The sequence below is a fragment of the Neomesorhizobium albiziae genome (assembly GCF_900114255.1).
In the GTDB taxonomy this organism is placed as follows: domain Bacteria; phylum Pseudomonadota; class Alphaproteobacteria; order Rhizobiales; family Rhizobiaceae; genus Neomesorhizobium; species Neomesorhizobium albiziae.
In genome coordinates, this window is record NZ_FOSL01000007.1 from 202,346 (window position 1) to 215,345 (window position 13,000).

The 13,000-nt window shown below is 64.3% G+C and carries 11 protein-coding genes and 2 pseudogenes; 6 read left to right on the forward strand and 7 right to left on the reverse strand.

Annotation, left to right across the window (positions count from 1 at the left end):
* Window positions 1–18: 18 nt before the first annotated feature.
* Window positions 19–1,473: a glutamate synthase subunit beta gene (locus F3H98_RS14090; RefSeq protein ID WP_149760778.1), complete on the forward strand. Its 1,455-nt coding sequence runs from the start codon at window positions 19–21 to the stop codon at window positions 1,471–1,473.
* 94 nt (window positions 1,474–1,567) lie between these two features.
* On the opposite strand, the gene F3H98_RS14095 is transcribed toward F3H98_RS14090, so the two are convergent.
* Together F3H98_RS14095 and F3H98_RS14100 are read right to left on the reverse strand one after the other, a co-directional pair.
* A complete protein-coding gene (locus F3H98_RS14095) occupies window positions 1,568–2,803 on the reverse strand; it encodes an SGNH/GDSL hydrolase family protein (RefSeq protein WP_149760779.1) in 1,236 nt (411 codons plus the stop codon).
* Window positions 2,804–2,813: 10 nt separating this feature from the next.
* Window positions 2,814–4,004, reverse strand: coding sequence for a lytic murein transglycosylase (locus F3H98_RS14100; RefSeq protein WP_425294846.1), 1,191 nt, complete (start codon window positions 4,002–4,004; stop codon window positions 2,814–2,816).
* Between the two features lie 226 nt (window positions 4,005–4,230).
* Between F3H98_RS14100 and galU the strand changes: the two genes are divergently transcribed.
* From galU to F3H98_RS14115, 3 genes and pseudogenes are all read left to right on the forward strand, one after another.
* Window positions 4,231–5,136, forward strand: a complete 906-nt coding sequence (gene galU / locus F3H98_RS14105) for a UTP--glucose-1-phosphate uridylyltransferase GalU (RefSeq protein ID WP_149760781.1) — start codon at window positions 4,231–4,233, stop codon at window positions 5,134–5,136.
* A gap of 137 nt (window positions 5,137–5,273) precedes the next feature.
* Window positions 5,274–5,753: a hypothetical protein gene (locus tag F3H98_RS14110; RefSeq protein ID WP_149760782.1), complete on the forward strand. Its 480-nt coding sequence runs from the start codon at window positions 5,274–5,276 to the stop codon at window positions 5,751–5,753.
* A pseudogene (locus F3H98_RS14115) lies at window positions 5,750–5,908 on the forward strand (HlyD family secretion protein); the annotation flags it as partial. The gene F3H98_RS14110 and the pseudogene F3H98_RS14115, both read left to right, overlap by 4 nt.
* 149 nt (window positions 5,909–6,057) lie before the next feature.
* On the opposite strand, the gene F3H98_RS14120 reads toward F3H98_RS14115, so the two are convergent.
* Both F3H98_RS14120 and F3H98_RS14125 read right to left on the reverse strand, forming a co-directional pair.
* Window positions 6,058–7,032: a phosphatase PAP2 family protein gene (locus tag F3H98_RS14120; RefSeq protein WP_188130425.1), complete on the reverse strand. Its 975-nt coding sequence runs from the start codon at window positions 7,030–7,032 to the stop codon at window positions 6,058–6,060.
* Between the two features lie 111 nt (window positions 7,033–7,143).
* Window positions 7,144–7,542, reverse strand: coding sequence for a hypothetical protein (locus F3H98_RS14125; RefSeq protein WP_149760784.1), 399 nt, complete (start codon window positions 7,540–7,542; stop codon window positions 7,144–7,146).
* Between the two features lie 11 nt (window positions 7,543–7,553).
* Here F3H98_RS14125 and F3H98_RS14130 point away from each other — a divergent pair.
* Window positions 7,554–8,464, forward strand: a pseudogene (locus tag F3H98_RS14130) (aminoglycoside phosphotransferase family protein).
* A 15-nt stretch (window positions 8,465–8,479) separates the two neighbouring features.
* Here F3H98_RS14130 and F3H98_RS14135 read toward each other — a convergent pair.
* Complete coding sequence (locus F3H98_RS14135) at window positions 8,480–10,162, reverse strand: outer membrane beta-barrel protein (protein WP_244621721.1); 1,683 nt, start codon at window positions 10,160–10,162, stop codon at window positions 8,480–8,482.
* Window positions 10,163–10,346: 184 nt separating this feature from the next.
* Here F3H98_RS14135 and F3H98_RS14140 point away from each other — a divergent pair, with 184 nt between their 5' ends.
* Complete coding sequence (locus F3H98_RS14140; protein ID WP_149760785.1) at window positions 10,347–11,345, forward strand: KpsF/GutQ family sugar-phosphate isomerase; 999 nt, start codon at window positions 10,347–10,349, stop codon at window positions 11,343–11,345.
* Between the two features lie 144 nt (window positions 11,346–11,489).
* Here F3H98_RS14140 and F3H98_RS14145 read toward each other — a convergent pair whose 3' ends face one another.
* Window positions 11,490–11,954 carry an NfeD family protein gene (locus F3H98_RS14145; protein WP_149760786.1) on the reverse strand — a complete coding sequence of 155 codons (465 nt, stop codon included), beginning with the start codon at window positions 11,952–11,954 and terminating at the stop codon, window positions 11,490–11,492.
* Between the two features lie 16 nt (window positions 11,955–11,970).
* On the reverse strand, window positions 11,971–12,927 hold the full coding sequence (locus tag F3H98_RS14150) for an SPFH domain-containing protein (RefSeq protein WP_149760787.1): 957 nt from the start codon (window positions 12,925–12,927) through the stop codon (window positions 11,971–11,973).
* Window positions 12,928–13,000 lie beyond the last annotated feature (73 nt).

The window sequence follows — 13,000 nt, forward strand, 5'->3', positions numbered from 1 at the left end:
GACTACAGGAACCGAAACATGGGCAAGGTAACAGGTTTTCTCGAGATCGACCGGCAGGTGCACAAGTACCAGCCGGCCTCCGACCGCATCCGGCATTTCCGCGAATTCACGCTGCCGATGTCGGATAAGGAGGTCGAGAAACAGGCCGCGCGCTGCATGGATTGCGGCGTGCCCTATTGCCATGGACCGACGGGCTGCCCGATCCACAACCAGATTCCGGACTGGAACGACCTCGTCTACAACCAGGACTGGGACAACGCGATCCGCAACCTGCATTCGACCAACAATTTCCCGGAGTTCACCGGCCGCATCTGCCCAGCACCTTGCGAGGAAGCCTGCACGCTGAACCTTGAGGACATTCCGGTCGCAATCAAGACCATCGAGCAGGCGCTGGCCGACAAGGCCTACGAGCTCGGCCATGTGCGGCCGTATCCGGCGGAGAAGAAGACCGGCAAGTCGGTCGCCATCATCGGCTCGGGACCGGCGGGCATGGCGGCGGCGCAGCAGCTCGGCCGCGTCGGCCACGACGTGCATGTCTACGAGCGGGAGTCCAAGCCCGGCGGGCTGATGCGCTACGGCATTCCCGACTTCAAGATGGAAAAGCACTATATCGACCGGCGCGTCGAGCAGATGCGCGGCGAGGGCGTCACCTTCCATTGCGGCGTCAATGTCGGCGTCGACAAGAAGGTCAGCGAACTGCTGGCCGAACATGACGCGGTGCTTTATTGCGGCGGCTCCGAAACGCCGCGGCCGGCCGGTATTCCGGGCGCCGATCTGCACGGCGTCCACGACGCGATGCCCTATCTGGTCCAGCAGAACAAGCGCGTCGGCGGCGAGGACATCCAGTCGGTCGCCTGGCGCGCCGAGCCGATCCTGGCCGGCGGCAAGCATGTCGTGGTGGTCGGCGGCGGCGACACCGCATCCGACTGCGTAGGCACGGCGTTCCGCCAGGGCGCGGTCAGGGTGACGCAGCTCGACATCCGCCCGCAGCCGCCGGAGAAGGAAGACAAGCTGACGGTGTGGCCGTACTGGGCCACCAAGATGCGGACATCGTCCAGCCAGGCGGAAGGCGCGGAGCGCGAATTCCAGGTGGCGACGCTGGAATTCATCGGCGAGGAAGGCGAGCTGATCGGCGTGCGCTGCTGCGAGGTCGACGAGAAGCGCAAGCCGGTGCCCGGCACCGATTTCGTCATCCGGGCCGATCTCGCCTTCATCGCCATCGGCTTTGCAGGACCGTTCGCCGATAGCGTGGTGCGCGAACTCGACGGCCAGATGAAGGTCGGCATCGACAATCGCCGCTCGACCAACGTCACGGCCAACGACCGCGATTACCGGACCAGTGTCGACCGGCTTTACGCCGCCGGCGACGTGCGCCGCGGCCAGTCGCTGGTCGTCTGGGCGATCCGCGAGGGCCGCCAGGCGGCGCGTTCTATCGACGAGGCGTTGATGGGAAGCTCGGTGTTGCCGAGGTAGGAAAAGTAAGGCAGTTGGCAGCAGGGCAATCGGCAGTAACTTCGCTTCTGAGATATCTGCCCTTGAGGGCTTGAAGCGGCGGACGACGATATGCCTACTGCCTTGTCGCCGTGGTTGTTTCCGGCTCGGGAAGCACCGGGGCTGCCACCGCTGCCGGCGTTTTGCCCCCGCCAAAATCGTCGGCGCGGCCGGGAGTGGCGTCAGACGCGACGCCTTCGATGGCCAGGCGTTCGCCGGGCGTCGTCGGCTTCGGCTTCGGCGAAACCTTGAGGCCCAGAAGCTCGGAGCCGCCGTCAAGTTCGGGGTCGGTGAACGAAATCGGCACGGTGCGGTCGATCTTGGCGATCGCCGCGGGGTCGACGGTGATCTCCGGGAGGGTCGGTGTGGGCACGCCGATTGCCGGCGCCTTGGCGTCGCCGAAAATCTTGGCTAACGGCTTTTCGGCATAGAAGGCGAGCTTGCGCTTGCCAGCCTTGGTCACGTTGATGCCGTCGCTGGAACGCAGCCGCACCGGCTGGCCGTTCATGTCCGGCCCGGACATGACGAAGGCGCCGTTCTCGTCGACAAAGCCGTCCCAGACATCGACGAACTCGCCCTTGGCGTTTTCGGCGACGCGCCGGTAGATGTCGTTGAGGGCGAGCATGTCGGCGGTCATGCTGGTGGATTTGAAGGCCGGCATTCCCACCCAGATCAGCGGGGCGTCGTTCTGCCTGGCTCCTGCCGCAAACACCGTGGCGCGCGCCTCGTATTCCTTGATCCAGGCTTCGCTCAACTTGTCGGCGCGGGTGTCGCCGGTGCGAATCTGCTGGCGGTCGTTCGAGCCCAGCATCACCACGATCGCCGCCGGTTTTTCGGTTTCGACCATCGGGCCGATCTGCTCGGGCCAGTTGAAGAAGTCGTCGCGCACGAAGCCCGACGAGCCGGAACTGCGGTCGACGACCCTGATGCCGGGCGTCTGGGCGTAGGCATCGGTCAGGCCTTCGGCGAGGCCGCTGCCGAGGAAATCGCCGACGACGAGGATAACCTTGGCGTCCGGCTGCTTCTCGACCGCCACGATTGCGGGTTCGACCGGCTCACTCGAACGCTTGGGCTGCGCCTTGGTGACTTTCTTGCGCGGCCTTGCCGGGCGTACCTGGCGCGGCGGCTCGCGATAATAATAATAATTGCCGAACAGCAGGCGCTGGATGAAGGTGCGGCGCGGCTGCTGCCGCTGGTCCTGCGCGGCCGAATCCGGCGCGGTGAACACCAGCGCCGTCGCGACCATTGCGAAAGCCAGGAACAGGCAGGCAAGGCGACGCAATGGATATGGTCTGGCCCAGCCTGCCTTCATCTACTCCGCCTTATCGCCCACGCAGGAACTTTAGCACTTCCTTGCTGGGGTGTCCGTCCTGCGTCAAGCCCATCTGCGCCTGAAACGCCTTGATCGCCGAACGGGAGCCGTCGCCGATCTTGCCGTCCGCCTTGCCATCGTAATAGCCGTTCGCGGAAAGCCGTTGCTGCAGTTCCTGCTTCTCCTCGAACGAAAGCTTGGTGAACGGCCGTTTCCAATCCTGGACAAGGCCGCCATGGCCGGCGATCTCGTCGGCGAGCAGGCCGACGGCCAGCGCATATTTGTCGGCGTTGTTGTAGTTCTTCAGCACGTAGAAGTTCTTGGTCATCAGGAAGGCCGGACCGCCGCGCCCGTCCGGCACCTTCAGTTCGGCCTTGTCGCCGCCGCGCCTGAAGGCCTTGCCGTTGGCCCGCTCCACACCGAGGCTTTCCCATTGCGCCAGCGTCTTCGAGCCGGCTGGCAGCTTGCCGGCCGGGATCACGACTTCATAGCCCCAGGTCTTGCCGGACTGCCAGCCGTTCTTGCGCAACAGGTTGGCGGCGGTCGCCAGCGCATCGGGCACCGAGGTCCAGATGTCGCGCCTGCCATTGCCATCGGCATCGACGGCATAGGCCTGGTAGCTGGTGGGGATGAACTGGGTGTGGCCCATGGCGCCCGCCCACGAACCGGTCAGGTGGCTTTCGTCGATGTCGCCGCTCTGAAGGATCTTGAGCGCGGCGATCAACTGGGTGCGGGCAAATTTCGCCCTTCTTTTGTCGCCATAGGCAAGTGTAGCCAGCGAGCGCACCACGTTGCGCATCACCTTGTCGTTCTTGAGGATCTCGCCGTAATTCGATTCCATCGACCAGATGGAGAGCAGGATGTAGCGGTCGACGCCGTAGCGGGCTTCGATGCGGTCGAGCCAGGGCTTCCACTTGCGCGCCATTTCGCGGCCCACCGCGACCGAGTTCTCGTGTACGCGGTTGTCGAAATAATCCCATACCGGCGCCGTGAACTCCGGCTGGTAGCGGGCCTTTTCAAGCACTTCCGGGTCCGGCGCGGTAATGCCGCGGAACGCACGGTCGTAGGTGTTGCCAGAGACGCCGCTCTTGGCCGCTACAGAGCGGAAACTCGCCACCCATTGCTGAAATCCCGCGTCGGCCGAAGCCGGACCTGCAGCAAGCGCGAACGCGACAGAGAACCCCGCCGCCGCGAGCATCATTCCAATGCGGTTTTTGGCCTTTTGAATGCCCATGCATCCCTCCTGAAAAAACAAGCAGAAGACCATTCTTGCCAAAGCCGGTTAGGAATTAGTTTACCATGGATGTCTTTCGGACGATAAATCGAATGTCGGGGTGGGAAACGGCCCGTTGTTGAATATTCTTCAATTTCGGCGTGAAAATGTCGATGGATGGAAGTGAAACAACAGGTTCGCGGGTGAGACGGGGATGAAGAAAGTTCGCAAGGCGGTTTTTCCGGTGGCTGGCCTCGGCACGCGATTCCTGCCGGCGACCAAGGCCATCCCCAAGGAAATGCTGACCGTCGTCGACAAGCCGGTCATCCAATATGTGGTGGACGAGGCCCGTGAAGCCGGCATCGAGCATTTCATCTTCGTTACCGGCCGCAACAAGACGGTCATCGAAGATCATTTCGACGTCCAGTTCGAACTCTACAACACCTTGGCGGCCCGGGGTAAGGACGAGCAGCTCGCCCAGTTGCAACGGCTACAGCCGGAACCCGGGCAGACCAGCTACACCCGCCAGCAGGTTCCGATGGGCCTTGGCCATGCGGTCTGGTGCGCGCGCGATCTCGTCGGCGACGAACCTTTCGCGCTGCTCCTGCCCGACATGATCATGCAGGCGGAGACAAGCTGCATGAAGGACATGACCGATCTCTACAACCAGACCGGCGGCAACATCATCGGCGTGCAGGAATGCGACCCCGCCGAAACCCACAAATACGGCATCGTCGGCCAGGGTGATACCGCGGGCAACGGGTTCCGGATCACCAGCATGGTGGAAAAGCCGAAGCAGGGGACCGCGCCGTCCAACCTCTACATCAACGGCCGCTACATCCTGCAGCCCGAGATATTCGGCCTCCTCGAGAAGCAGGAGCGTGGCGCCGGCAACGAGATCCAGCTCACCGATGGCATGCTGAACCTCAAGAAGAACCAGGATTTCTACGGCTACCACTTCCGCGGCCGCACCTTCGACTGCGGCTCGCCGGAAGGCTTCGTCGAGGCAAACGTGGCCTTCGCGCTGTGGCGCCCGGATATCCACGACAAGGTGGCCGACACGATCCGCAAGCTTGCCAACGAGTTGAAGCCGATCGACCGGCGCCAGTCGGAGCGGTAGCGCGGGAGCGACCGGCGGGATGCCGCTTTTGACCCCATTGCTGCGGTCTGCGATTAGTGGCTAACTAGAACCGGGGCTTGCGCGTCGGTCGCGGTTTGAGGAGGCCGATCTCGCACGGTTCACAGGGAGTAACGGTGATGTCCGTGGCGACGCACCCGTTGGCGCCACATTATCTGCCGGGATTTATCACGGCGCCGGGCGAGACCGATTATCTGTTCGTGGGGTCGGTCATCTTCCTCATAATTGTCGTGCTTGCCGTCGGGAGCCTGTATTTCTGGCTCCACGCCCTGCCGGAGCGCCTCGCGCACGGGACAAACAATCTCCAGTTCGAGCTCGTGGCGGTGCTGGCGTTGCTCGCCCTGTTCACGCACATCAATGCGTTCTGGGTGGCCGCGCTGTTGCTGGCTCTGGTTCCCATTCCCGATTTCTGGACGCCGCTGGCGACCATGGCCGAGTCGCTCGCCCGCATGGCCGGCCGGCGGTCGCCCGCATCGCCGGACGTGCCCGCGCAGGAACCGCAAGGGGCAATAGCCAACCTGTCGCATCCGGCGGATGAAGTCGATGGTCCCGACGACCATCCGCAAAGCGTTCTGCCGGTGGAAAAGCGTCAGCCATGATCGAAGTGCTGCTGCGCTCCGTCTTAGCGATCCTTCCTGATTTTCTCATCCGGCGTTTTGTGCAGGGCAAAAGGATAGGACGCGAGATCACGCTCTACCCGGTGTGGTACGAGCTTCGCTACGCAATAGCAACCTGCCTGATGCTCACCATCACTGCATCTCCAAGCGGATGACCATCATCCCAATGGTGGTTACCGAAGTGCAGGACTTTATCGCCACCGGCCAGATCCGGGCGTCGAATCAACTGATCGATCCGCAACTGGCCGGACAGCTTGGAACGATCACCGTCTTCATGGAGCAGAAGTCAGCGCATTCTGGCCTGGAAAATCTTCCAGAAAGCTATGACTGCGGCGATCGATACGTAGCCGTCCACCGCATAGTGCCAGCCGAAATAGACGGACCCGTAGAGGATAAGGGCGGTGAAGGCCCACGCCGCGAACCCCAGCCAGCGGCTGATCTGCATCAGGAACAGAGCATTGAGGGTTGCCACCGCCACATGGATGCTCGGCATGGCCGAGATGCCGGCGAAGATGTCCGCCGCACCGGAAGCATAGGCGGCGTAGAGCCGGTCAGCGACTAGGAAATGGTAGCTGGAGGCCGGGCTCTGTTTAAGCGTTGGGATGAGCTCGGCGAACCGGCCTTCGCCGGGAAAGAACTGGTCGTAGAATATCGGGCCGACAGAGGCGCCCAAAGTGGCGACCACGATTCCCAGCCCCGCATAGGTCGCGGTGAATGACAGCAGGTAGGTGAATCTCAGCCGATCGCTGGGGTGGAAGGCGGCCAGGGCGATACAGCCGAAGAATTCCAGCAGCCACAACGGGAAATAGACGACGAGCATGGGCCCCATCGCGGCCGCAGGTGCGATGGAATGCGCCCACCGCCACGGATCGCCGAAGTGAAGCGCGCGGTCGATTTCTGCAAGGGCGGGGTCAGCATAGAACGGAACGACGTGCGGGATATGGAATTTCAGCGTCCAGAACGCCGCCATGCCAATGCACATCACCAGGGCGATCCCGAGCGCGCCGCGTCCACGGCGCTTGATGACGCCGCTCAGCTGTGTGAGGGGTGCAGCCGGGTGCTGGACGATGGCGGCAAACAACAGGCCGAGGGCCGACAGGACCAGCGCTGCCGGCAGAAATTGCAAAGCAAACGCGCTGAGGTTGCGCATGTAGAGCGCTGGCGCGATGGCGAAGGCTGTGGTCGCACAGCCTCCACAAGCGATGCTGAGCCAGGCCGACGGCCACCTCGATGCGGCCATGCTGATCGCAGCTTCGGCCAATCCGGAAATCCCCATGTCCCGGAGCGATTGAACCACGAGTTTCTTTAAGGCTCGTTAGCGGCCCCTCACGTGAAAGAGGTTTTTCCCCGAAACCGATCACCGAGGCGAGAGTTACGCGCAGACGCCGCGATAGCAGGAGAACGGGCGTCCGCCGACCGTACCGGTGGTGCGGCCGTCGGCATCGGTCCAGGCGCTGACTGCTTGGCCGCCGATGGTGCCGGTGGTGGCGCCGCCGGGCTCGACCCTGAGCGCAACCGCTTTGCCGTTCAGCGATCCGTTGATGGTGGTGCCGGTCTGGTCGGCGCGGAATGCAACGGCACCGGCCGCGCATCCGGTGACAGCCAGCAGCGTGGCGAGGAGATAGATCTTCATTGCGGCAGGATAGACGATTCCGTTGGCCGGAAGCCAGACCGGTCCCTGATGCTTGTTTCGGGGGTTGCCGTCGGGCTGCTCTCGGGTGATGCGTGGCGCGGTGATGTCTGTGTCGCCAACCGTCGCATGATCGTGCAAAAAGATCCCTCATGTCAGGTGTCGAAAAACCGGCCCAGAAAATCGAGATCGACGCGGCGCTGGCGCGGCGGCTGGTCGATGCGCAGTTTCCTCAGTGGAAGCACCTGCCGGTCAAGCCTGTGGAGGCCGGCGGCTGGGACAACCGCACCTTTCATCTCGGCGATGCGATGACGGTACGGCTGCCGAGTGGCGCCTTTTATGCCTTGCAGGTCGAAAAGGAACAGGAATGGCTGCCCAAACTGGCGCCTCATCTGCCGCTGCCCATCCCGGCGCCGGTCGGCAAGGGACGGCCGGGCGAGGGGTATCCATGGGCATGGTCCATCTATCGGTGGATCGAAGGCAGTACCGCCACCAACGAGCGCATCGGCGACCTCGGCCAGTTCGCCGTCGCGGTGGCCGGTTTCCTCGTCGCCCTGCAGCGCATCGACGCCACCGGCGGGCCGCTGCCTGGACATCACAATTTCTTCCGGGGCGGTCCGCTCACCGTCTATGACAGCCAGACCTGGGCGGCGATCGAGGCGCTGAAAGGCAAGATCGACGCCGATCTCGCGGCCGCCGCATGGAAGGCGGCGCTGGCGGCGAGCTGGGAGGGCGCGCCGGTCTGGTTCCACGGCGACATCGCCTGGGGCAACCTTCTGGTCGAGGACGGCCGCCTCTCGGCGGTCATCGATTTCGGCACGTCCGGGGTGGGCGATCCCTCCTGCGACCTGGCGATAGCCTGGACACTGTTCAAAGGCGAAAGCCGGCAGGCGTTTCGCGCCGCGTTGCCGCTCGACGAGGCGACCTGGGCGCGCGGCCGTGGCTGGACGCTGTGAAAGCGCTGCTGGTTTATGCAGGCCACGCCGGTGCGAGCCAGGTGGAAGTGGAGAAATCCCGCCTCGTGCTGAAGGAGGTGCTCGACGATTTTCAGCGGCTGGGGTGACCGTTCCGGCTCAGCCTACCGCTGCATCTTCACGCCGAGGAAGACGCTGTCGGTCTTGCTGTCGCGGTCGGGCAGGTTGCTGTTGAGCTCCTCATGCCGGGCGCGCCCGACCAGGCCGAAATAGCGGTTGAACCAGTAGGTCGCGCCCGCTTCCGCCGAAAAGATCACGTCGCGGCCGTCCGAACCGGTGTAGTCGCGGTAGGCTGCGCCAAGCGCCACATTGGCGGTGAGGTTCGCGCGTATCTCGCGCTCTACGTTGAGGCGGCCGGCATAGAGGATTGAGCCGCTTTCGCCGGGCGTGGTCGTGCCTTCGATGATGGTGGAGCCCAGCAGGGAAACGTTGGTGCCGCGCTGCGGCGACCAATTGATGTTGGCATCCACCGTCGCGCCGGAAACCGGGGCAAGCCGGTCGTCGTCGAGCTTTTCGCGCAGCCAGCCGGCGGAGAATTCGCCGGAGAGCTTTTCGCCAAAGTCGAATTCGAGGCCGGCGCGTGCGCCGAGGCGGTCCGCGGAACGCTCGAAGCCGCTGGCGTCCTGCTTCTCGTCATAGAAGCGCCGGCCCACTTCGACCGCGACGAACGGCGTAAGCGCCGGCGAAATCTCGTAGCCGGTGCGCAGGTTCAGGGTGGCAAGCGTAGAGTCGCGATCGCGCTGCGAAACTGTGCCGCCGGACGAAAGCTCGGCGTCGCCATACCAGTCGCGCTCGATATTGCCGTCGATGCCGAGGCGCAATTTGCCGACGTCCTTCTCCAGGCCGAGATTGGCGTCGATTATCTGGCGGATCGGCCGCGAGGTGGTGTCCTCGATGATGACCGGGGACGACGCGGATTCCGGCTTGATGACATATCCCGCACCGGCAACTGCGCGGAACTCGTTGCCAAGTTCGATTATCGTCGAACCCTTGATGCCGAATTCCTTCTCGTCGAGCTCCTGCCCGGAGATTGATTCGCGCAGGCTGCCATAGGTCTCGAAGGCGGCTGAGTGGCGCGACCAGTCGGAAACGCCGTTCAGCCTCAGAATGGTTTCCGACAGCACCGCCGAACTGCCGTCCGGGCTGGAATCGGCGTTGGAGGTGGCGGTGATGCCGGTCTCGGCGCTCGGCGTGACGATGAAGGTGCCAAGCCGCAGCCCCAGCGGTGCGTAGGGGTTTTGCTCCGGCTCGCGGTCGAGGCCTTCGATCGCCTCGGCGCGTTCCGCGCCCCTGTCCACGGTGAGGTCGATTTCGGAATCGACCGTGTCGACACGCACCGTGCCGGTCGTGATGTCTTCGTCGGTCGCCGTTTCGGCGGCCACGCGGCCCGTCGGTGTCTGCGGCGGCTGGGCGAGGCGCTGGCGCGCTGCCTCGGTGCGCTCCCTGGCGGTCGAAGGGCGCATGGTCGGCACCGGCGCGGGCGCCGCCCCGAAAGCAGCCTCGGCGGCGTCGTTGTTCTGGAACAGCGAGGGCTGCGCCCCGTCCGCCGCACTCGGCTCGTCGACCGCGACGGTCGTTGGCCGGTAAGGCGGCACAGGCGCATTTTCCTGGAGCGCCGGCGCGGCGCGACCGAGCGTGGGGCGACCGCTCGCCATCGACGCGCCGGGGAGCAATTCCTGGTTGATTTCCTGCTCGTCGACGGCGCCGCGCATGCCGGATTCCTGCGCCAATGCCGGCCATCCGCCCACGAGCGCGGCCACGCCCGCCCCGACAAGCAGGGCGTGCACCGACGCAAGCCGCGCGCGTCTTCGGTTCTCTGGGCCGGCCGGAAACATCGTCACCTGACAGTTCGAAAGCGCGCAAGCGCCATGCTTACCGAACCGTAAATGCGGATGGTTAATGGAGGGTTGAGGAGCCCAACGCCGCAATCATCAATGGACAGACTCGGCCGAAAGCGCTAAGCGCATCTCCATGCATGCGGGTAGCTTGAAGAAACCGGCGGACGCGGAGGCGGCGATCGCTTCGGCCTTGCGCACGGTAGTCATCGAACAATCGGGCCTGTCGGCGCTGGCCGAAGCCCTCGACAACGGCCTTGCCGGGCCTTTTGCGCGGGCGGTCAGCCTTTTGTCGAACATCCAGGGCCGGGTCATCGTCACCGGCGTCGGCAAGAGTGGACATATCGGCTCGAAGATTGCCGCGACGCTGGCCTCCACCGGCACGCCGGCGTTTTTCGTGCATCCTGCCGAGGCCAACCATGGCGATCTCGGCATGATCACCCGCAGCGACGTCGTTCTGGCCATGTCGTGGTCGGGCGAGAGCGCCGAGTTGAAGGGCATCGTCGCCTATTCGCGGCGTTTCGCCATTCCGCTGATCGCCCTGACGTCGGGTGAAGGTTCGTCACTGTCGCGCGATGCGGATGTGGTGCTGACCCTGCCGAAAGTCGCCGAAGCCTGCCCGCATGGATTGGCGCCTACGACCTCCGCGCTCCTTCAGCTCGCCATCGGCGATGCGCTGGCGATCGCCCTCTTGGAGGCACGCGGCTTCACGCCGGACGACTTCCGCGGCTTCCACCCCGCCGGCAAGCTCGGCGCGACGTTGACGCATCTGTCCGAGATCATGCGGACCGGCGAAGATATCCCCTTCGTCGCCGTCGGCACCAAGATGCCGGACGCGGTGATGGAGCTGTCCAACAAGAAGGTAGGCTGCGTCGTCATCGTCGATGCCGAGGGTCGGCTCGCCGGCATCATCACCGATGGCGATGTGGCGCGGAACCTGCACCGCAACCTCAAGGACGTTTGCGTCGAGGAGGTCATGACGCGGACGCCGAAGACGGTGGAACCGAGCATGTCGGCGGGCGCGGCAATCGCCTACCTGAACGAAAACAAGATCGGTGCGCTGGTCGTCGTCGACGACGACAAGCCGGTCGGCGTCGTGCATTTCCACGACCTGCTGCGCATCGGCGCCGCCTGAGGTTAGCCTCCTTCTCCCCGTAAACGGGGAGAAGCCGGCAGGCGGATGAGGGGCAGCGCCTTTATCCCCTTTGGGCCGCCACTGGCCCCTCACCCTTACCTTCTCCCCGTGAAGAACGGGGAGAGGGGGCGTCGGCGTTGCGGCTCACGCCGCTTCGACCACCAGCTCGAGGTCGGTTTCGGTCGCTGCCTTGACGCGCACCTTGGCGCCGACAGGCAGGTCGGGTCCTGAAACTCGCCACATCGTGTCGCCGATGCGGATGCGGCCACGGCCGTCGGTGATCGGCTCGGTCAGCGTCGCGATGCGGCCGATCATCTGTTCGCCGCGACGGTTGAGCAGCGGCTGGTCGGTCTTTTCCTTGGCTCCGCCCATCACCTTGTTGCCGAGATAGGCTGCAACCAGCGACAGCCCCAGGAACAGAAGCACCTGCACCTGCCAGACCCAGGCGCCGGCATCCCACAGAAGTAGCGAGACTGCGCCGGTGATGAGCGCCGCGATGCCGATCCACAGCAGGAAGAAGCCGGGAACGATGATTTCGAGCACCAGCAGGGCGAGGCCCAGAACCATCCAGTTCCACGGCCCGAGTTCGGAAACGATGCGCTCGATCATGGCGTGCCTCTGCTAACTAACCCTGTTCCGGTCCGGTGCGGGGCGGGCGGCCCGAGGCTGAGGCGCGCTGCGCGCCGGCGGTGCCGCCATCGCGGAAAACTTCCTTGGCGATCTCGCCGATGCCGCCCAGCGTGCCGATCAGCGACGAGGCTTCCATCGGCATCAGCACCAGCTTCGAATTGTTGGCGGTGCCGACCTTGGCCAGCGCCTCGGTGTATTTCAGCGCGACGAAGTAGTTGAGCGCCTGCACGTCGCCCTTGGCGATGGCGTCCGACACCACCTGGGTGGCCTTGGCCTCTGCCTCGGCGGAGCGTTCGCGCGCCTCCGCGTCGCGGAAGGCGGCTTCCTTGCGGCCCTCGGCTTCCAGCACCTGCGCCTGCTTCTTGCCTTCCGCCTCCAGGATCTGGGCGCGCTTTTCGCGTTCCGCCATCATCTGGCGGGCCATGGATTCGACAAGGTTGGCCGGCGGGTTGATATCCTTGATCTCGACGCGGGTGACCTTGATGCCCCAGGGATGCGCCGCCTCGTCGACGACGCGCAGCAGGCGCTCGTTGATGGCGTCGCGGTTGGACAGAAGTTCGTCGAGGTCCATCGAACCCATCACCGTGCGGATGTTGGTCATGGTGAGGTTGAGGATGGCGTTCTGCAGGCCGGCCACCTGGTAGGCGGCCTGCGGCGCGTTCAGCACCTGGTAGAAGGCGACGCCATCGACCGCCACGATGGCGTTGTCGCGGGTGATGACCTCCTGCGTCGGCACGTCCAGCACTTGCTCCATCATGTTCAGCTTGGCGCCGATGCGGTCGAAGAAGGGGATGATGAGGTTGAGGCCGGGCGTCAGCGTCTTGGTGTAGCGGCCGAAACGCTCGACCGTGTAGTTGTAGCCCTGCGGTATCGTCTTGATGCCGGCAAACAGCAGCACGAGAACAAGAACGACCAGAACCGGTATGACGATGTCGAATCCCGAAAACGGCATCAAGCTCTCCCTCAAGTTGCAGCCGGATGGCAATGCTTGCGGCTTGCCAGCACAGATTGTCCGAAGAAAGACT